Raw genomic sequence first — 17860 nt, 5'->3', positions numbered from 1 at the left:
TCACTCCTCCCCCGCCTTCAATGCGCCCACCATCGGCTTCAGCAGCGTTTCCGCCAGTTGCGCGAACAGCGGGTCGGACAGCGGTTCCTGATGGCGGAACACCAGCAGGTTGGCGGCGTCGTCGCGCTGCGGGCTGCGGCCGAAGCCGGTGAAATCGGGCGCCCATTCGTTTTGCGCGGCGTCCAGTTCCTGGCCCGGCTTGGCGCGGGCGTAGGCCAGCGAGGTGCGGGCGAAGAACGGCAGCGGCTGGCCTTGTCCCTGACGGTAGCGCAGCAGCCAGGCGTGCAACAGGCCGGCAGCATCCAGCGGTGCGCCGTCGCCGTCATCCGTGCCGAAGCTGTGCACGCCGTCTTCGGCGAACAGCTGCGATTGCGGCGCGATGCCGGGCACGGCGGCGGCGAGGCGCACCAGGTGTTCCAGCCACAGCGCGATCAGGTCGCCGGCGTAGGCCTTGCGCGGCACCACGCGCAGCAGGCCCTCGGGGCGCAGGCCGGACAGCTCGCCGCTGAGCAGGATGTCGCCGAGCTGCAGCCGCACCGGCTGCGGCGGCAGGGTATCGTCCAGCAGCGTGGCCGGCAGGCGCGCGGCGAAGCGGGCGCTGGCGGCGCGCTCCAGCGCCAGCCACGACTCGCCCAGCGCGGCATCGGGCAGCAGGCCGCGCCCCTGCAGCCGCGCTTCGGCGTGGCGCAGCGGCTGGCGCGCCAGCAGCGTGTGCACCAGGGTGTCGCGGATGTCGGCACGGCTGTCGCGGTCGATGGCGAACGGCTCGCGCGTGGGCAGCTCGTCGGCGATGCGTTCCAGCTTCAGGCCGAGGCGGTCGGCCAGCCAGGCGCGGACGGGGTTGCGCCAGAAGCGCAGCAGGTCGGCCAGTCGTACCGAGGTCAGCTCCGGCAGCGCAAGGTTGGCCGCAAACGGCTGCGGCACGGCCGGCGGCGCCGCCAGCGCCTGCTGCCACACTGGCTCGAAGCTGTCGGCGGCGCGGTAGTAGGCGCGCGAGAACGGCTGCAGCGGGTGGCGGGTGGTGATGGTGTCGCTGATGTCGCTGCCGCTCATGGCGGCCAGCGTGTCCAGCAGCTCGGCCACCAGCGGCGAGGGCGGCAGCGGCTCGTCGCTGCGCACGCTGCGCCCGACCCAGCTGAGGTACAGCGTGTCGCGGGCGGAGAGGATGGCCTCCAGGAACAGGTAGCGGTCGTCGAAGCGGCGCGAACGGTCGCCCTTTTGCGGATGGCGCGCCACCAGGTCGAAGCTGACCGGGCGCTCGTCGCGCGGGTAGGCGCCGTCGTTCATGCCGATCAGGCACAGCACGCGGAACGGGATGGAGCGCATCGGCACCATCGCGCAGAAGGTCAGCCCGCCAGTGAGAAAGCCGCCGCTGCTGGCCACTTGCAGCTGGCGCAGCACCGCGTCGCGCACCACCGCCAGCGGCACGCTGCCGTCAAAAGCGGCCAGCGCGGCGTCGGCGGCCAGCTCGTCGGCGATGCCGTGCAGCACCTGCAGCGCGGCTTCGCCGTCTTCTTCCACCTGGAACAGGCTGGCGGCAGCCTCGCGCAGGCGCGCCGCCCAGTCGGCGACGCTGGCCGGCTGCGCCCACCGTTCGGCCAGCGCACACAGGGTGTCGAACAGCGCGCCCAGCCGCGCCAGGCGCTCGGCGGCCTGGCCTTGCGCCGCACCGTCGGGCAGCAGGCCGCCGAACAGCGGCTCGCCGTCACCGGCCAGGCTGGCCGGCAGCAGCGTGCCCAGCAGCAGGCGGTCCAGCCCCCAGCGCCAGCTGTGCGTGGCCTCGGCCGGCAGCCCCAGCGCCGCCTTGTGCGCCGCGTCGCGGCCCCAGCGGATGCCGGCGCCGCGCACCCAGCTGCGCAGCAGGGTCACGTCCTCGTCGGCGAGGCCGAAGCGGGCCAGCAGCTCGCGGCAATCGAGCAGCGCCAGCACCTCGTCGGCGGCAAAGCGCGAATCGGCGAGCTCAAGCACGGCGCCGAAGGTGGCCAGCAGCGGCACTTCGCGCGTCAGGCGGCGGTCGGCAATGCTGTAGGGGATGGACGGCGCGTCGCTGCGGTAGCCGAACACGGCGTCGATATAGGGCGCGTAGGCGTTGATGTCGGGCGTCAGCACCGCGATGTCGGCCGGGGTCAGCGTCGTGTCGGCCACCAGCATCGCCAGCAGGCGGTCTTTCAGCACCTCCAGCTCGCGCATCGGGCTGTGGGTGATGTGGCAGACGATGGAACGGTCGTCCGCCGCCGGCGACTGCACGTTGGCCGCAGGCGGCGTCAGCTGCAGGATGTCGCGCTGCAGCCGCGCCAGCAGGCTGTCGCCGGCGGGGGGCAGGAACATCGACTCGGCGTCCGGCACGCCGGCGGCGATGTCGTCGAAGAAGTCGCGCCCCTGCTGCCCCAGCGAGGCCAGCAGCGGGTGGCCGCCGTCGGCGCTTTCGCCACGGGCAAACAGCTTCAGCTGGCCGCGGGCGTCGACGATGTCGCCCCAGTAGGCCTCGCACGGGTTGAGCAGGAACACGTTGACCTCGGTCAGCTCGGCCATGCGCAGCAACAGCGCGAGGTACATCGGCGCCAGGGTGGCGATGCCGAACACCGACACCCGCTCGGGCAGGTGCTCCGGCCGCAGGCGGGCGAAGAAGTCGTCGAGCATGGTGACGCGGTGGCGGCCGGGCAAGTCTGCGGCCAGCTGTTGCCACAGCGCCGCCTGCCACGCCTCGTCCTCGCCCAGATCCAGGCGCTGGCCGGCCTCCCACGCGCGGATCCACGCCGGGCGGAACACCAGGTACTGGTCGTAGATGTCGGCGATCTTGCCGGCCAGCTCGAAACAGGCCAGCGGCCCGCCTTCCAGATAACGCACCAGCGGCGTGTACGGCTCGCCCTGCAGTGTGGGCAACACCTCCATCAACCGCCAGGTCAGCACCTCCGGCGCAAAGGCGGATTTGGGCGGCAGCTCGGGCAGCACCGTCTTCATCAGCCGCCAGCCGAAGCCGGCCGGCAGCACGAACTCAAGGTTGGCCGCAAGGCCGCGCTCGCGCGCCAGCTGCAGCGTCAGCCAGCGCCCCATGCCGCGGCTTTGCACCATTACCACTTCCGGCGCGAACGGATCGGCCAGCGGCGTGTCTGTCAGGTGGCGATAGAGTATGCCGAGGGCTTCGAGGCGGTTGGACTGGTACAGGTGCAGGGACATGGCGTGGTGATGGCGTAGTCATCAAGGTGCCAAGTTTAGCACCCCCGCCGCCGGGCAAAGCCGCTACCATTACCCGCTTTGAATCAGCAACGCGTCACAGGAATATCAAGCATGGATTATCTGGTACTGAAACACGCCCACGCTGGGCTGGCCTATCTGTCGGTGACGCTGTTCGCCGTGCGCGCCGCGCTGTCGTACATCTGCCCGCAACAGCTGCAGGGCAAGGCGCTGCGCATCGCGCCGCATGTGATCGATACCTTTTTGCTCGCCGCCGGGGTGACGCTGGCGGTGCTGGCCGGCTTCTCGCCGCACAATCAGCCGTGGCTGGCAGCCAAGCTCGTGGCGCTGCTGGCCTATATCGCGCTGGGCAGCATCGGCCTGAAAAAACTGCACGGCTCGCCGTGGCGCGCAGTGGTGCTGGCGCTCGCGCTGGCGATGCCGCTGTACATGATCGCGGTGGCGAAGACCAAGCTGGCGTGGCCGTTCTGAGAACCTGTTCAATGTCTGCTGCGACTGATCTCAATGGGGCGATACGGCATTAAAAACGGCTTCGGAATGCTCATTTACCACTTGTAAACTCCGCTTCCTCAGCCGTTTTCGCCTTGTCTCGCTCTAGCTCGCGAGACCTTGAACAGGTTCTGAGCGCGAAAAAAAACCGGCCCTGATCGGGGGCCGGTGCAACAGACAGCAGGGAGAACAAACGGGAGTTCAGGGTGGGCTCACGATCGCGGGAGCGCCGCCGATCGTGAAGCGCCCTCAGACGCCGAGGCGGTCGCGCATACCATACCACCACGCGCCCAGCGTCAGCATCGGCACGCGCAGCAGGCGGCCGCCGGGGAACGGATAGTGCGGCAGGCTGGCGAAGGCGTCGAAGCGCTCGCTCTGGCCGCGGATGGCCTCGGACAGGATGCGGCCGGCAAGGTGGGTAAAGGTGACACCGTGGCCGCTGCAGCCCTGCGAGTAGTAGATGTTGCTGTCGATGCGGCCAACCTGCGGCAGGCGCGACAGCGTCAGCGAGAAGTTACCGGTCCAGGTGAACTCGATCTTGACCTTGGCCAGCTGCGGGAAAGTGTGCAGCATCTTGGGACGGATCAGGCTCTCGATTTCGCCCGGATCGCGCGCGCCGTACACGGTGCCGCCGCCGTACAGCAGGCGGTTATCGGCGGTGAGGCGGTAGTAGTCGAGCAGGAAGTTGCAGTCTTCCACGCAGTGGTCGCCCGGCAGCAGCGATTTGGCCAGCTTGGGGTCCAGCCGCTCGGTGGTCACCACCTGGGTGCCGCACGGCAGGCTCTTTTCCGCCAGTTTCGGGATCAGGTCGCCGAGGTAGGCATTGCCGGCCACCACCACGAAGCGGGCGCTGACCTGGCCCTCTGCGGTTTTCACCACCGCCACCTCGCCGCGCTTGAGGTCGGTCACCGCCGACTGCTCGAAAATCTGGCCGCCCAGCGATTCGAACGCCGCCGCCTCGCCCAGCGCCAGGTTCAGCGGGTGGATGTGGCCGCCCCAGTGGTCGAGCAGCGCGCCGGCGTACTGGCCGGAATCAACGATGCGCGCCATGCCGGCCTTGTCGATCATCTCGATGCCGCTGTGGCCGTAGCTTTCCCACAGCCGCTTTTTCGCTTCCAGCTCGTCCAGCTGCTTGTCGGTAAAGGCGGCGAACACGTTGCCGTCCTTCAGGTCACACTGGATGCCGTACTTGGCGATGCGCTCGCGGATGATCTTGCCGCCCTCGAACGCCATCGCGCCCAGCTTGCGCGCGGCGTCCTTGCCGTGGCGCGCCTCGATCACGTCCATGTCGCGGCTGTAGCTGTTGACGATCTGGCCGCCGTTGCGGCCGGAGGCGCCCCAGCCGACGCGCGCCGCTTCCAGCACGATCACCTTGAAGCCGGCTTCGGCGAGGTGCAGCGCGGTGGACAGGCCGGTGTAGCCGGCGCCGATGACGCAGACGTCAGCCTGCTGGCTGCCCTGCAGCGCCGGCCGCTGCGGCGACGGGTTGGCGGAGTAGGCGTAATAGGAGCGGGTGTGTTCGGTGGTCTGGCTCATGGCGGAGTCCTCGATACTGCATTTTTTAAACAGGGCCGCCACGGGCGGCGCTCAATCTGGCTTGATTATCAGATAGCGCCGCAAAAATGTCTAATATGTTAAACATTGCACTGCAAAAAAAAGCCCGGTTGCCCGGGCTTGTGCGTGCTTACAGGATGGTCTGCCGCAGCACTTCGCGCTTTTGCGACAGGTCGACACCGGGCAGCTCGGCGATGATGTCCGGGTGGTCGAGCAGCTTTTCCACCACGAAATCGACGAACACCCGCGTGCGCGGCGCGATGTGGTCGCGGTGCGGGAAGCAGATGTAGATCGAACGCTCCATCGACACGAAATCGGTGAGCACCACCTGCAGCTTGCCGGTGCGCACGTCATTCAGGATCTCGTGCCCCGGCAGCTGTGCGACGCCCAGGCCAAGGCGCGCCAGTTCGCGCACGCCGTCGACATCGTTGGCGGTGTAGGTGCCGCCGACTTCCAGCGGAATGCGCTCGCCGTCACGCTCGAATTCCCACTTGTACAGCCGGCCGGAGGTCGGGAACTGGAAATTGATGCAGTCGTGCGAGGACAGGTCTTCCGGGATGTGCGGCTTGCCGTGCGCTTCCCAGTATTCCGGCGCGGCGACCACGTACTGCGGGATGTGCGCCAGGTGGCGCGCCACCATGCGGCTGTCCGGCATCATGCCGACGCGGACGCCGACATCGTAGCCGTCCTCGATCAGGTCGCTGAAGTGGTCGCCCATGCCGAAGAACACGCGGATCTTCGGGTAACGGCTGCAGAATTCTTCCATCAGCGGCAGGATGAAGCGGCGGCCGAAGGCATTGGGCAGGCTGATGCGCAGGTGGCCGGCCGGCTCGTCGCGGCTGGCCTTGAGCTGGTTGATCGCGGAGTCCAGGTTGTTGACCGGGCCGCGGCACTGCGAGTAGAAACGGCGACCGTCCTCGGTCAGCGTCAGCTGGCGCGTGGTGCGGTTGAACAGCCGCACCTCCAGTTCCTGTTCGAGCCTGGCAATACTCTGGCTGACCGCGGCAGGCGACACGCCCAGTTTGCGGGCGGCATCGGAAAAGCTGCCATTCTCAGCAGTGGTCATGAAGACCATTAATGCTTTCAAGGTATCCATAGCTCGATTCAATCATTGAGGCCGGCGGCGCCACACATTTAACAAGAGACACCACAAAAGAAACCGGCGATTAACAAAACACTTTGAAAGATGATAAGCGAAACAGCGATTCTGTTAAAGCTATTTCCTTATTTTCCATTAAATATGATAAGTCCCATTCCTACCAGTTTTGTGTCGAATTTGTGCGCGAATGACCAGCATTTCATGCAATTGGCAAGCCAAGGCGGCCTGCAATGGCCTTGCTGTGGCTTTCGGCGCCTGCAAAAGTGCCCGTCAGCAGCAAAATATGACGAAAACGGCGGTAATGACAGAGAAATGCCCGGAATCGGCGCCCTAAATGCGGGCAACAGCGGCCTGCGCCCAGACGCCGCGATGTTTCTCGCATTTGTCATTGCCTGCGGCGGGAATACAACACTGCCGCCGGCGAAGCGCGCCACCACCCGCCCGGCCGCCAAGGCCGCTTGACCCACGTCAACGCTGGCGCACGCCCTTGCCGCCACAATCGTTCCTTTGCCCAACAGAAAGTTTGCCATGTCCCGCCCCCATGCCTTTTCCCCGCTCGTAATTCGCGGCCGCAGCCTGTTGCCTATCGTGCAAGGCGGGATGGGTGTCGGCATTTCCGCCAAACAACTGGCCGGTGCCGTGGCGCGTGAAGGCGGTGTCGGCACCGTGGCCAGCGTCGACCTGCGTCACCTGCACGACGACCTGCTGGCCGATGCGGCCAACCTCGAGGGCCAGGACGGCATCAACCGCCTCAACCGCATCGCGCTCGATCGCGAGGTGAAGGGCGCGCTGCAACGCGCCGACGGTCACGGCATGGTGGCGGTCAACATCATGAAGGCGGTGGACGACCACGCCGCGCTGGTGCGCCAGGCCTGCGAGTCCGGCGCGCATGCGGTGGTGATGGGCGCCGGCCTGCCGCTGGACCTGCCGGAGATGGCCAGCAACCACCCCGAGGTGGCGCTGATCCCGATCCTGTCGGAATCGCGCGGCATCGGCATCGTGCTCAAGCGCTGGATGAAGAAGGGGCGGCTGCCGGACGCGATCGTGATCGAGCATCCCAACCACGCCGGCGGCCACCTCGGCGCCGCCAGCATCGCCGGGGTTGGCGATGCCAAGTTCGACTTTGCCCGTGTGCTGGAAGAAAGCTTCGAGCTGTTCAAGGGCCTGGGGCTGGAGCGCGAACGCATTCCGCTGATCGTCGCCGGCGGCGTCAACAGCCATGAAAAGGTGCAGACCTACCTGCAGCAGTACGGCGCCAGCGGCGTGCAGATCGGCACCGCCTTCGCCGTCACCAGCGACGGCGACGCGCATATCAACTTCAAGCGCACGCTGGCCGGTGCCACGCGCGAAGACATCGTCGAGTTCATGTCGGTGGCCGGCCTGCCGGCGCGCGGCATCCTGACCCCGTTCCTGAAGAGCTACCTCAAGCGCGAGGACAAGCTGCAGGCCAACGCCAAGGCCGATCCGGCACGCTGCACCCAGGCGCTGAACTGCCTGACGGTGTGCGGCCTGCGCGACGGCCTGTCCAAGGTCGGCCAGTTCTGCATCGACCTCAAGCTGGCGGCCGCCTTCCGCGGCGAAACCAGCAAGGGGCTGTTCTTCCGCGGCGCCGAGCCGCTGCCCTTCGGCGATGCGATCAAGAGCGCGCGCGAGACCATCCACTACTTCCTCACCGGCGAAAAACCGCTCGACCTGCGCGGCGCCTGAGCACAGCTTCCTGGTCTCGCGCGCTGACGCGAGACCAAGCAAAAACGACTGCGGCAGCGGTGTTTATCCAGCGATAAACACGCATGCCGCAGTCGTTTTTAACATCGTCTCACCCCATTGAAACCCGTTGCCGCAGGCCTTGAACCGCTTCCGGGCCGACATGCGGCCAACGTTGGCCGCATGCGCTAGCCATGGCTGCGGCTCAGCACCGCCTGCAGGCCGCCTCCGGCGCGGTTGTGCAGGCTCAGTTGCAGGCCGTGCAGCGCGGCGATGCGCTCCACGATGGACAGGCCGAGACCGCTGCCGGTCTGCTGCTGTCCCGGCGGCCGGTAGAAGCGCTCGCGCACCTTGTCCAGCAAGGCCTCCGCCACGCCCTCGCCTTCGTCGCTGACGCTGATCCGCGTGGCGTCGGCCTCAAGGCTGACGGTGCCGCCGCCATAGCGGATGGCGTTGTCCAGCAAATTGCGCAGCATCAGCAGCAGCAGGGTGCGGTCGCCGTGTTGCAGCGGCCATTGCGTGTGCCCGGCCGGCGGCAGCTGCAGGGTGACGTGGTGGCTGGCGGCCAGCCCGGACACCGCCTCGCCCAGCTCCTGCAGCAACAGCGGCCAGTCCAGCGCCTCGTGCTGCTGCTCGGCCGCCTCCACCCGCGACAGCGCCAGGAGTTGCGCCAGCAGGTGGCTGCTGCGGTCGACGCCGCTCATCAGCTGCTGCAGCGCCCGCTCGCGCAGCACCGGATCCTGCACCAGCTGCGCCACCTCGGCCTGCACCCGCATCGCCGCCAGCGGGCTGCGCAGCTCGTGGGCGGCGTCGGCGGTAAAGCGCCGTTCGCGCTGCAGGGTCTGCGCCACACGCTCGATCAGATCATTCATCGCGTCGATCAGGGTGTGCAGCTCGCTGGGCACCTCGCGCGGCAGCGGCGTGGCATCGTCCGGCGCGCGCTGCTGCAGCTGCTCCCGGATGTGCGCCAGCGGCGCGAGGCCACGCCCCACCGCCCACCACAAGGCCAGCAGCGCAAACGGCAGCAGCAGCAGCCACAGCAGCCCCTGCGTCAGCAGCAGCCCGCCTATCATCTCCCAGCGCTCGGACATCTCCTGCGCCACCGCCACGCTGCCGGCTTCACCGGACAGGTAGTAGACGCGCCAGTCCTCGTCGTGCTGGCGCAGGCTGGCAAAACCGGTGTAGCCGGGACGGGCATCCAGCTCCAGGCCGTCGCTGTCGACCAGCAGCAGCTGGCCGCCCCGGTTCCACGCCGCCACCGCCTGGTGGTCGCTATCGCCGACCTGCGGCAGCTGCGGCTCGTTGCGCGCGCCCAGCGTCGACAGCGTGCCGTACAGCTGGCGCGCGAACAGCGTCTGCTGTTCCTCGTACAGCTCGTTGACCTCGTGCCAGGCGTGGAAGGCCAGCAGCGCGCAGGCCACCAGCCACAGCGGCGTCACCACCTTGAGCAGGCTCCTGATCAGCGTGCCGCGCAGGCTGTAGCTCATGCCTCGTCCCCGAGGGTGTAGCCGATGCCGCGCCGCGTCTTGATGAAGTCGCTGCCCAGCTTCTTGCGCAGATGGTGCACGTGCACCTCGATGGCGTTGCTCTCCACCTCGTGCGCCCAGTCGTACAGCTTTTCCTCGATCTGTTCACGGCGCAGCACGCGGCCCTTGTTGCCCAGCAGCAGCTCCAGCAGCGCCAGCTCGCGCGCGCTGAGTTCCACCGCGGCGCCGTCCAGCGTCGCCCGCCGCGCCGCCGGGTCAAAGCTGACGCGGCCGTGCTGCAGCAGCGGCGTGCTGTGACCACTGTGGCGCCGCACCAGCGCGCGCAGCCGCGCCGCCACCTCGCCCAGCGCAAACGGCTTCACCAGGTAGTCGTCGGCGCCGCTATCGAGGCCGCGGATGCGGTCGTCCACCGCGTCGCGGGCGGTGAGCAGCAGCACCGGTTCGCTGCGGCCGCTGCGCCGCCACGCCGCCAGCACCGCCAGCCCGTCCATGCCGGGCAGGCCGAGGTCCAGCACCACCGCGTCGTAGGGCGCGGCGCCGATGCCGGCCAGCCCCTGCTTGCCGTCGCGCAGCCAGTCGCAGGCAAAGCCCAGCGCCGACAGCCCGGCCTGCAGCCCGTCGCCGATCAGTTCGTCATCTTCGATTATCAATACCCGCATGCCTGATCCCGTTGCCCGTTTACCGTTGCCGATTGCCGCGGCTCAGCGCCACGTCTTGATGCCGGTAATCATCGCACGAACCAGATTCACCCGCTCGATGCGGCTCATCAGCAGCGCGGCGGCAACGTGCAGCAGCACCGCGACCTGCAGCAGGGTCGCCAGCGCCTCGTGCACTTCTTCCAGCCACTCCTCGCCCCAGAACTGGTCGGTGCCCATCAGGTAACCGCTGACGCCGAGGGACAGCACCAGGCCCATCAGCGCGAACATCATCAGTGCGCCCAGCGGGTTATGCCCCACCGTCTGCGGATGCTGGCCTTGCTTCACCGCCCCCAGGTGCGCCTTGAGACGGCTCGGGGTCGGGAAGAAGTTGGCGAAGCGGGCATGCCGGCTGCCGACAAAGCCCCACACCAGGCGCAGCACGATCAGGCCCAGCGCGATATAGCCGGCCCAGCGGTGCGGCGGATCGCCCTCTTCCAGCAACAGCAGATTGGCCAGCACACAGGCGACCAGGCTCCAGTGGAACAGGCGGACCACGATGTCCCACACTTTTTCCTGACGGGGTAAGGCAGTTGGCGTCATGGCAATACTCCTTGTAAAAACAGTACGGGACAGGGCCACAGCCCTGCCCCGCGGGCAGTCGCGGCATCACCGCGGCACAGACATGGCCGGCGGCGGCGAGCGCCGCGGCCGCGCGACGGCTCAATCGTCGATTTCGCTCTTCACGGTCTTGCCGGAGACCGGATCGAAGTAGATCTCCACTTTCTGGCCCTGCTTGTTCTTGCCGTAGATTTCGTAGCAGTTGCCGGACACCTTGAACTTCTTGATCTGGTAACCCTGCGCCGTCAGCTGTTTCTGGAAGTCGGCTTCTTTCTGCCACTTGTCTTTCGGCTGGGCCGCGCATTCGGCACCGGCAAAGGCGGCAGAGGAAGCAAAAGCGGCCATCAGGGCCACAGCAAGCAGTTTTTTCATCGTTACGCTCCTGGTCAAAGCCTGCAACAGCGCAGGTACAGCTTCATTAAAGCAAGGCAAGCTTAAGCGCCGCTTATGCCGGGTAACTGGCCGGTACTTTTTGTGGTGCTGGCGGCACGACCCAGGTCGAAGGCGGCAAACAGCAGCACCGCCACCAGCCACACCACCCAGCCGCTCCACAGGTTGTGCGACAGGAAGTGCGCGCCGCGCGCCATCTGCCCCAGCCCCATCAGCAGGCCCAGCGCCAGCGCGGCGACCGCCGCCTGCCGTGCCCGCCGCGGCGCGTGCGGCCGCCAGTAGAAAAACAGCGCCAGCAGCGCAAAGCCGCCGGAGGCGTGGCCGCCGGGGAAGCACTGCCCCGGGCCGGGGTTGGCCGCCACCGCGCCGAACAGCGCGAACCACTCGCCGCTGCCGCCGAAGGCCTGCAGGTCCCACGGGCAGGAGTGCGCGCTGTGCGCCTTCAGCAGCGACACCGCCAGCGTCGCCAGCCACATCACCAGCACCGCGTAACCCAGGCGCACCTCGCGCCGCCGCACGGCACGCAGCGCCAACCCGCCGCTGGTGGCGATCAGCGCGTACTTCGGCAGGCGGTGGTTGAGCCACTCCAGCCACAGGCTGTGCTGCAGCGGAAAGCGCTGGCTGAGTGGATCGAAGAACCACTGCGCCAGCGTGACATCGAGACGGGTACCCGCCTCCAGCCACCACAGCACGGCGCCGAGCAGCAGCAGCCACAGCAGCTGCCGCGCGTAGAAGGTGGCGGGCAGGCCGGCGGCCGTTGCGGCCAACCTTGGCGCCGCCATCTCAGGCGCCCAGAGCCGCCGGCGCCGCGGCCGTCAGCGGCGCGCGGCAGGCGGCGAAGATGTCCAGCGCCGGCTGGTACAGCGCGGTGCGCACCGCCATCAGCCCCAGCACGCTGTGAAACAGGTTGTCATGGCTGTAGCGTTGCTTGCTGGTCGCCTGCAGGCAGCTGCCGGACAGCCCGCTGTCCTGCTGCCACTGCGGCGAGAACCACGCCAGCATCGGCACGTGCTTCTGCGCGTCCGGCGCGATCAGGTAGGGCGTGGCGTGCAGGTAGAGATTGTTCTCGCCCAGTGATTCGCCGTGATCGGACAGGTACAGCATGCTGCTGGCCACCTGCGGCGCCGCCTGCAGCGTGGCGATCAGCTGCGCCAGCACCTGGTCGGTATAGACGATGGTGTTGTCGAAGGCGTTGACGATCTGCTCGCGGCTGCATTTTTGCAGCTCGCCGGTTTCGCACACTGGGCCGAAGCGGGCGAACGCCGCCGGGTAGCGCTTGTAGTAGGCCGGGCCGTGGCTGCCCTTCTGGTGCAGCACCAGCACGCTGTCACCGCGCAGGTTCTGCAGCCGGGCCGCCAGGCTGTCGAGCAGGATCGCGTCGTGACACTCGCCGCCGCTGCAGAAGCGCGGATCGTTGCTGTCGTACAGCATGCTGCTGGCCACGCGCTTGCACACCTCCTTGCAGCCGGAATTGTTGTCGCGCCAGCTGACCTGCACCCCGGCGTGGGCCAGCACGTCGAGCAGGTTTTCGCGGTGGCGTGCCTCCTCGGCGTCGAAGCTGTCGCGCGGCCGCGACGAGAACATGCACGGCACCGAAATCGCGGTTTCGGTGCCGCAGGACCAGACATCAGGGAAGTTGACCAGCCCCGCCACCTTGGCCAGCTGCGGGTTGGTCGGCCGCGGGTAGCCGTTGAGCGAGAAATGGTCGGCGCGGGCGGTCTCGCCGACCACCAGCACCAGCAGCCGCGGCTTGGCGCCGGCAGTCGCATCGCGACGCGCATCGCCACCGATGCGCAGCAGCGGCTGCGGCGTGGCGTTGACCTTGCGCAGGTAGGAACTGGTGGCCTGCAGGTAGTTGCTCGGCGTCAGCTCCAGCCGCAGCTCGCGGTGGTTGCGAAACAGCGAGGCGAAGTCCTGATAGGCGCCCAGCGCCACCAGCAGCAGCACCGCGCCGCTGAGCAGCAGCGCCAGCGCGCGCACGCCCAGCTCCGGCAGCGCGGCGCGAAAGCGCAGCGGCGTGCGCCACAGCCACCACGACGGCAGGCCGCCGAGCAGCAGCACGGTCAGCGCCATTTTCACGGTCAGCAGGTCGCCGGCCTCGGCCACGTCGGTCTGCAGCGCGTTGCGCACCATGTCGCTGTCGATCAGCACCCCGTACTGGTTCATGAAATAGCTGACCGCGGCGGTGAGCAGCAATAGCAGCGTCAGCAGCGGCTTGGCGATCTTCGGCCACAGCAGCAACAGCAGCAACAGGGTGAAAAAGGCGGTAACGAACACGAAGGCCAGCAGCAGCATGCGCAGGTCCTGGCCGTCCAGCGGCGCCATGATCTGCAGCAGGTGGCGCCAGAACGGCAGGTTGAACAGGGTGACGAACAGCAGCGCCATGAGCAGCGCCAGCCATTCGGCGCGCAGCGGACGGGACAGAAGCTTCATGCGGGGTCTCTCGGCAACGGGTTTCGGAGCAGGCACGCCCGCTCATCCTGGTGCCGATGAAAACAGGCCAGCCTTAAGCCAGCCTTAGAGTCGCTAACAAAACCTCGCAGAGCACCTGAGCCAAGGCGCGCCGACGCAGGCAGTACAAGTAGTACGACAAGGAGGCGCAACGCAGGATCAGGGTTTTTGTTAGCGGCTTTTAGCCACGTCACCGTATCGTCATCGCCGCCACATCCGCCTGTCACATCGCTGCGCCACCATCGGCGCATCTGCCCCCGCCGGAGCACGCGATGAACCAGCGCTACCGCACCATCTGGATTTCCGATGTCCACCTCGGCACCGCCGGCTGCCAGGCCGCCTTCCTGCTCGACTTCCTGCGCCACCACGACTCCGACACCCTGTACCTGGTCGGCGACATCATCGACGGCTGGCAGCTGAAGAAATCGTGGTACTGGAAGCAGGGCCACAACGACGTGGTGCAGAAGGTGCTGCGCAAGGCGCGCAAGGGCACGCGGGTGATCTACGTGCCCGGCAACCACGACGAGGCGGCGCGGCAGTACGCCGGGCTGGATTTCGGCGGCATCGCCATCCGCAGCGAGGCCGAGCACCACACCGCCGATGGCAAACGGCTCTTGGTCATCCACGGCGACGAGTTCGACGGCGTGATCCAGCACGCCAAGTGGCTGGCCTACGTCGGCGACAGCCTGTACACGCTGATCCTCGGCCTCAACCGCCACTACAACTGGCTGCGCCACAAGCTGGGGCGGCCGTACTGGTCGCTGTCGCAATACCTGAAACACAAGGTGAAGAACGCGGTGAACTTCATCAGCGACTTCGAGCACATCCTCGCCGCCGAGGCGCGCCGCCGCGGTTTCGACGGCGTGGTCTGCGGCCACATCCACAAGGCGGAGGTGAAGGACATCGACGGCATCGTGTACGGCAACTGCGGCGACTGGGTGGAAAGCCTGTCGGCGCTGGTGGAGCACCACGACGGCCGGCTTGAGATCGTGCACTGGACGCAGCAGGCCGGCGACACCATCCCGCAGAGCATTGCGGCCAACCTTGCCGCACAACCCCAGCTCAACACAGAGGCCGAAACATGCGCATCATGATCATCAGCGACGCCTGGCTGCCACAGGTCAACGGCGTGGTCCGCAGCATCACCGAAACCGTGCGCGAGCTGCGCGGCTTCGGCCACCAGGTGGCCCTGATCACCCCGCTGGGCGGCGAGACGGACGACGGCGACGGCTTCGCCACCCTGCCCTGCCCGACCTACCCCGACATCCGCCTGTCGCTGTTCCCCTACCGCAAGGTCGCGCAAAGGTTGGCCGCATTCAGCCCGCACGCGGTGCACATCGCCACCGAAGGCCCGCTGGGCCTCGCCGCGCAGAGCTGGTGCCGCCGCCACGGCCAGCCATTCACCACCGCCTACCACACCCGTTTTCCGGAATACATCCACGCCCGCACCCGGCTGCCGCTGGCCATCAGCTACGCGTGGATGCGCCGCTTCCACAACCGCGCGCAGGCGGTGATGGCGCCAACGCCGGCCATCGTCGCCGACCTCAAGGCACGCGGCTTTCACAACGTGGTGCTGTGGAGCCGCGGCGTCGACACCCGCCTGTTCAGCCCCGGCGAGCGCGAACGGCTGGACACCGCGCAGCCGCGCTTCCTCTACATCGGCCGCGTGGCGGTGGAGAAGAACATCGAGGCCTTTCTCAAACTGGACCTGCCCGGCAGCAAGTGGGTGGTCGGCGAGGGGCCGCAGCTGGCCGAGCTGAAGGCCAAATATCCGGAGGTCTACTTCGCCGGCGTGTTCCCGCAGCACGAGCTGGCGCGCTTCTACCGCGCCGGCGACGTGTTCGTGTTCCCCAGCCTGACCGACACCTTCGGCCTGGTGCTGCTGGAGGCGATGGCCTGCGGCACGCCGGTGGCGGCCTACCCGGTGGCCGGCCCGCTGGACGTGGTCGGAGCCAGCGGTGGCGGCGTGCTGCACCAGGACCTGCGCACCGCCTGCCTGCAGGCGCTGATGCTGGACCGCGACCAGGTGCGCCGCGTGGCCGAGGGCTACTCGTGGACGGCGGCGACGCGGCAGTTCGAATCCCACCTCTGCCCGCGCCCGCTGGGCGAGCAGGAAGGCATGGCCTTCACCCCCGGCGGCGGCCGCTGAACGCGGCACAAAACACTGCGGCCAACCTTGGGCAAGGTTGGCCGCAGTGTTTTGCATCGTCAGAACGTGTTCACGATCCCGCACGCTCACGCGAGACAAGGCGAAAACGGCTGAGGAAGCGGCGTGTAGCCAGATTCAAACAAGCATGCCGAAGCCGTTTTTAACGCCGTATCGCCCCATTGCGAGCAAGTCGCAGCAGATCGTGAACAGGTCCTAAGGATCAGGCCGGCGCGTGCGTCGCCTTGTGCGCGCTGAGCTGGCTCAAGAGCACGCTGGCCACGATCAGCGCCGCGCCGCCGACCTTGCCGGCGCCCATCGCCTCGCCGGCCAGCCAGCCGATCAGCCCGCCCCACACCGGTTCCATCGCGTAAATGATGGTGGCACGGGTGGCCGGCACCGTCTGCTGCGCCCAGTTCATCACGATCTGGATCAGCGCGGTGGCGGCGCCCAGCGCCAGCACGCTCGCCAGCAACAGCGGCTGCCACTGCGGCAGCGCCTCGCCCGCCAGCGGCGCCGACAACAGAGACAGCAGCGCCACCGTCGCCAGCTGCACCAGCGCCATGCGCCCGGCGTTGCAGCCGGCGGCAAAGCGGCTGAGCAGGCAGATTTCCAGCGCGATGGTGGCGGTGGCGGCGATGGTCAGCCACTCGCCCAAGCCCAGCTTGATACTCAGCCCGTCCACCCCGGCCAGGAGCAGCAGGCCGGCAAAGGCCAGCGCCACCCCCACCCACGCCAGCCAGCCCGGGCGCTGGCGGAACAGCCCCCACTGCAGCAGCGGCACCAGCGGCACGTACAGGCCGGTGAGGAAGGCCGAGGTGCTGCTGGCGATGTGGCCCAGCCCCAGCGTCTGCAGGTTGTAGCTGAAATACAGGATCACGCCGATGCCGATGCCACCCAGCAGCTCGGTGCGGTTGAGGCCGGCCAGCTGGCGGCGGCACAGCAGCAGCGCCAGCAAGGCGGCGACGGCAAAGCGCATGCCGACAAAGACGAAGGCGCCGCTCCACTGCAGCGCGGTCTGTACCGCGAGGAAGGTGCCGCCCCAGATCAGGGTGACGCCGACCAGCGACAGGTCGGGCAGCCAGGAACGGTGGGCCGCGGGTGCGGCAGACAGGGCAACGGTGGACATGGGCAAGGCTCGCGTGTAGGGTGGTGGCTCGGTTTTGTGCACTATACTGCACAACAACACAATTGAGCAATATATTGCACTTATGAGCGAACACACTCCCCTGCAAGTCTTCAGTCACGTCGCCCGCAACCTGCGCGAAGCCCGCCAGCAGCGCGGTCTGAGCCAGGAAAAACTGGCCGCCAGCGCCGAGGTCAGCCGCCGCATGCTGGTCAATATCGAAGCCGGCGCCAGCAATGTCAGCATCGCCACGCTGGACCGCCTCGCCAGCGCGCTGGGACTGACCTTTTCCGAGCTGGTGCGCGCCCCCGGCAGCGACGCGCCGGTGCGGGTATGGCAGGGCGACAGCAGCGACAGCCACGCCACCTTGCTGCACAGCCTGGCGCTGGCCGGCTGCACGCTGGAGCTGTGGCAGTGGCAGCTGGCACCCGGCGACAGCTACCTGGCCGCGCCGGATCCGGCCGGCTGCGGCGAGATCGTGGAAGTGCACAGCGGTACGCTGCAACTGGCCTGTGCCGGCGGCGAGCACACGCTGCAAGCGGGCGACACCGCCGGCTACGGCACCGAGCACGGCTACCGCTACCACAACCCCGGCACTAGCCTGCTGCGCTTCCAGCGCAGCATCGTGATGCCGGCGCCCGGCTGAGGCTGCGGCCAACCCTGGCCGTCGGCAGCCTACCATCACCGCATTTGATGGTTTTGACATAACCGGATAGCATCAAAGTCCTCGTCACTGTCCATCCGCGATCGGAGTCACCATGCGTCTGCTACTCGCCATCCTGCTGCCCTGGCTGCAGTTCTTCACCATCAAGCGCCCGTTTGCCGGCCTGTTCTGCCTGCTGCTGCAGTGCACGCTGATCGGCTGGATCCCGGCGGCGATCTGGTCGGTGTACGCGCTCAGCCAGTACAAGACCGACCTCAAGATCAAACAGGCGCTGGCACAGGCACGCTAGCGCGGGCGCC

The 17860-nt window shown here is 67.7% G+C and carries 17 protein-coding genes; 7 read left to right on the top strand and 10 right to left on the bottom strand.

Going from position 1 to position 17860, the window contains the following annotated elements:
• Nucleotides 1-3177 (bottom strand): exodeoxyribonuclease V subunit gamma, encoded by a 3177-nt coding sequence (gene recC / locus NOM55_RS04080; RefSeq protein WP_255907618.1) that lies wholly within the window; start codon nt 3175-3177, stop codon nt 1-3.
• 111 nt (nt 3178-3288) lie between these two features.
• Between recC and NOM55_RS04075 the strand changes: the two genes are divergently transcribed.
• Nucleotides 3289-3666, top strand: a complete 378-nt coding sequence (locus tag NOM55_RS04075; protein ID WP_255907617.1) for a SirB2 family protein — start codon at nt 3289-3291, stop codon at nt 3664-3666.
• A gap of 267 nt (nt 3667-3933) precedes the next feature.
• On the opposite strand, the gene NOM55_RS04070 is transcribed toward NOM55_RS04075, so the two are convergent.
• Nucleotides 3934-5220: an FAD-binding oxidoreductase gene (locus NOM55_RS04070; RefSeq protein WP_255907615.1), complete on the bottom strand. Its 1287-nt coding sequence runs from the start codon at nt 5218-5220 to the stop codon at nt 3934-3936.
• Nucleotides 5221-5368: 148 nt separating this feature from the next.
• Nucleotides 5369-6334 (bottom strand): LysR family transcriptional regulator, encoded by a 966-nt coding sequence (locus NOM55_RS04065; RefSeq protein ID WP_047966553.1) that lies wholly within the window; start codon nt 6332-6334, stop codon nt 5369-5371.
• Between the two features lie 90 nt (nt 6335-6424).
• Between NOM55_RS04065 and NOM55_RS04060 the strand changes: the two genes are divergently transcribed.
• Complete coding sequence (locus tag NOM55_RS04060; RefSeq protein ID WP_255907614.1) at nt 6425-6799, top strand: hypothetical protein; 375 nt, start codon at nt 6425-6427, stop codon at nt 6797-6799.
• Between the two features lie 66 nt (nt 6800-6865).
• Nucleotides 6866-8044 (top strand): nitronate monooxygenase family protein, encoded by a 1179-nt coding sequence (locus tag NOM55_RS04055; RefSeq protein WP_047966554.1) that lies wholly within the window; start codon nt 6866-6868, stop codon nt 8042-8044.
• Nucleotides 8045-8229: 185 nt separating this feature from the next.
• Here NOM55_RS04055 and NOM55_RS04050 read toward each other — a convergent pair whose 3' ends face one another.
• From NOM55_RS04050 to NOM55_RS04025, 6 genes are all read right to left on the bottom strand, one after another.
• Entirely contained in the window at nt 8230-9528 is a 1299-nt protein-coding gene (locus NOM55_RS04050) for an ATP-binding protein (protein WP_255907612.1), read from the bottom strand.
• A complete protein-coding gene (locus tag NOM55_RS04045; protein WP_255907611.1) occupies nt 9525-10187 on the bottom strand; it encodes a response regulator in 663 nt (220 codons plus the stop codon). The genes NOM55_RS04050 and NOM55_RS04045 overlap by 4 nt, the downstream gene beginning before the upstream one ends.
• Nucleotides 10188-10229: 42 nt before the next feature.
• Nucleotides 10230-10766 (bottom strand): cytochrome b/b6 domain-containing protein, encoded by a 537-nt coding sequence (locus NOM55_RS04040; RefSeq protein ID WP_255907610.1) that lies wholly within the window; start codon nt 10764-10766, stop codon nt 10230-10232.
• A 120-nt stretch (nt 10767-10886) separates the two neighbouring features.
• The gene (locus NOM55_RS04035) at nt 10887-11156 is read right to left on the bottom strand and encodes a PepSY domain-containing protein (RefSeq protein WP_255907609.1); all 270 of its coding nucleotides are present in this window, start codon (nt 11154-11156) and stop codon (nt 10887-10889) included.
• Nucleotides 11157-11218: 62 nt separating this feature from the next.
• Nucleotides 11219-11956, bottom strand: a complete 738-nt coding sequence (locus NOM55_RS04030; RefSeq protein WP_255907607.1) for a phosphatase PAP2 family protein — start codon at nt 11954-11956, stop codon at nt 11219-11221.
• Nucleotide 11957: 1 nt separating this feature from the next.
• A complete protein-coding gene (locus NOM55_RS04025; protein ID WP_255907606.1) occupies nt 11958-13607 on the bottom strand; it encodes a phosphoethanolamine transferase in 1650 nt (549 codons plus the stop codon).
• 290 nt (nt 13608-13897) lie between these two features.
• Here NOM55_RS04025 and NOM55_RS04020 point away from each other — a divergent pair, with 290 nt between their 5' ends.
• Both NOM55_RS04020 and NOM55_RS04015 read left to right on the top strand, forming a co-directional pair.
• Nucleotides 13898-14719, top strand: coding sequence for a UDP-2,3-diacylglucosamine diphosphatase (locus NOM55_RS04020; RefSeq protein ID WP_255907605.1), 822 nt, complete (start codon nt 13898-13900; stop codon nt 14717-14719).
• Nucleotides 14707-15774 carry a glycosyltransferase family 1 protein gene (locus NOM55_RS04015; protein ID WP_255907604.1) on the top strand — a complete coding sequence of 356 codons (1068 nt, stop codon included), beginning with the start codon at nt 14707-14709 and terminating at the stop codon, nt 15772-15774. Before NOM55_RS04020 ends, NOM55_RS04015 begins: the two co-directional genes overlap by 13 nt.
• Before the next feature lie 220 nt (nt 15775-15994).
• Here NOM55_RS04015 and NOM55_RS04010 read toward each other — a convergent pair whose 3' ends face one another.
• Nucleotides 15995-16900 (bottom strand): DMT family transporter, encoded by a 906-nt coding sequence (locus tag NOM55_RS04010; protein WP_255907603.1) that lies wholly within the window; start codon nt 16898-16900, stop codon nt 15995-15997.
• Between the two features lie 82 nt (nt 16901-16982).
• Between NOM55_RS04010 and NOM55_RS04005 the strand changes: the two genes are divergently transcribed.
• Nucleotides 16983-17543: an XRE family transcriptional regulator gene (locus tag NOM55_RS04005; protein ID WP_255907602.1), complete on the top strand. Its 561-nt coding sequence runs from the start codon at nt 16983-16985 to the stop codon at nt 17541-17543.
• Between the two features lie 112 nt (nt 17544-17655).
• A complete protein-coding gene (locus tag NOM55_RS04000; RefSeq protein ID WP_047966564.1) occupies nt 17656-17850 on the top strand; it encodes a YqaE/Pmp3 family membrane protein in 195 nt (64 codons plus the stop codon).
• Nucleotides 17851-17860 lie beyond the last annotated feature (10 nt).

The organism is Vogesella sp. AC12 (assembly GCF_024437575.1).
Lineage (GTDB): Bacteria > Pseudomonadota > Gammaproteobacteria > Burkholderiales > Chromobacteriaceae > Vogesella > Vogesella indigofera.
This window is presented reverse-complemented; position numbering and strand designations above follow the sequence as displayed.

What these genes read in the sequence shown, in the direction of transcription:
- recC (WP_255907618.1), bottom strand. Translation starts at nt 3,177, where the DNA reads ATGTCCCTGCACCTGTACCAGTCCAACCGCCTCGAAGCCCTCGGCATA.
- NOM55_RS04075 (WP_255907617.1), top strand. Translation starts at nt 3,289, where the DNA reads ATGGATTATCTGGTACTGAAACACGCCCACGCTGGGCTGGCCTATCTG.
- NOM55_RS04070 (WP_255907615.1), bottom strand. Translation starts at nt 5,220, where the DNA reads ATGAGCCAGACCACCGAACACACCCGCTCCTATTACGCCTACTCCGCC.
- NOM55_RS04065 (WP_047966553.1), bottom strand. Translation starts at nt 6,334, where the DNA reads ATGGATACCTTGAAAGCATTAATGGTCTTCATGACCACTGCTGAGAAT.
- NOM55_RS04060 (WP_255907614.1), top strand. Translation starts at nt 6,425, where the DNA reads ATGATAAGCGAAACAGCGATTCTGTTAAAGCTATTTCCTTATTTTCCA.
- NOM55_RS04055 (WP_047966554.1), top strand. Translation starts at nt 6,866, where the DNA reads ATGTCCCGCCCCCATGCCTTTTCCCCGCTCGTAATTCGCGGCCGCAGC.
- NOM55_RS04050 (WP_255907612.1), bottom strand. Translation starts at nt 9,528, where the DNA reads ATGAGCTACAGCCTGCGCGGCACGCTGATCAGGAGCCTGCTCAAGGTG.
- NOM55_RS04045 (WP_255907611.1), bottom strand. Translation starts at nt 10,187, where the DNA reads ATGCGGGTATTGATAATCGAAGATGACGAACTGATCGGCGACGGGCTG.
- NOM55_RS04040 (WP_255907610.1), bottom strand. Translation starts at nt 10,766, where the DNA reads ATGACGCCAACTGCCTTACCCCGTCAGGAAAAAGTGTGGGACATCGTG.
- NOM55_RS04035 (WP_255907609.1), bottom strand. Translation starts at nt 11,156, where the DNA reads ATGAAAAAACTGCTTGCTGTGGCCCTGATGGCCGCTTTTGCTTCCTCT.
- NOM55_RS04030 (WP_255907607.1), bottom strand. Translation starts at nt 11,956, where the DNA reads ATGGCGGCGCCAAGGTTGGCCGCAACGGCCGCCGGCCTGCCCGCCACC.
- NOM55_RS04025 (WP_255907606.1), bottom strand. Translation starts at nt 13,607, where the DNA reads ATGAAGCTTCTGTCCCGTCCGCTGCGCGCCGAATGGCTGGCGCTGCTC.
- NOM55_RS04020 (WP_255907605.1), top strand. Translation starts at nt 13,898, where the DNA reads ATGAACCAGCGCTACCGCACCATCTGGATTTCCGATGTCCACCTCGGC.
- NOM55_RS04015 (WP_255907604.1), top strand. Translation starts at nt 14,707, where the DNA reads ATGCGCATCATGATCATCAGCGACGCCTGGCTGCCACAGGTCAACGGC.
- NOM55_RS04010 (WP_255907603.1), bottom strand. Translation starts at nt 16,900, where the DNA reads ATGTCCACCGTTGCCCTGTCTGCCGCACCCGCGGCCCACCGTTCCTGG.
- NOM55_RS04005 (WP_255907602.1), top strand. Translation starts at nt 16,983, where the DNA reads ATGAGCGAACACACTCCCCTGCAAGTCTTCAGTCACGTCGCCCGCAAC.
- NOM55_RS04000 (WP_047966564.1), top strand. Translation starts at nt 17,656, where the DNA reads ATGCGTCTGCTACTCGCCATCCTGCTGCCCTGGCTGCAGTTCTTCACC.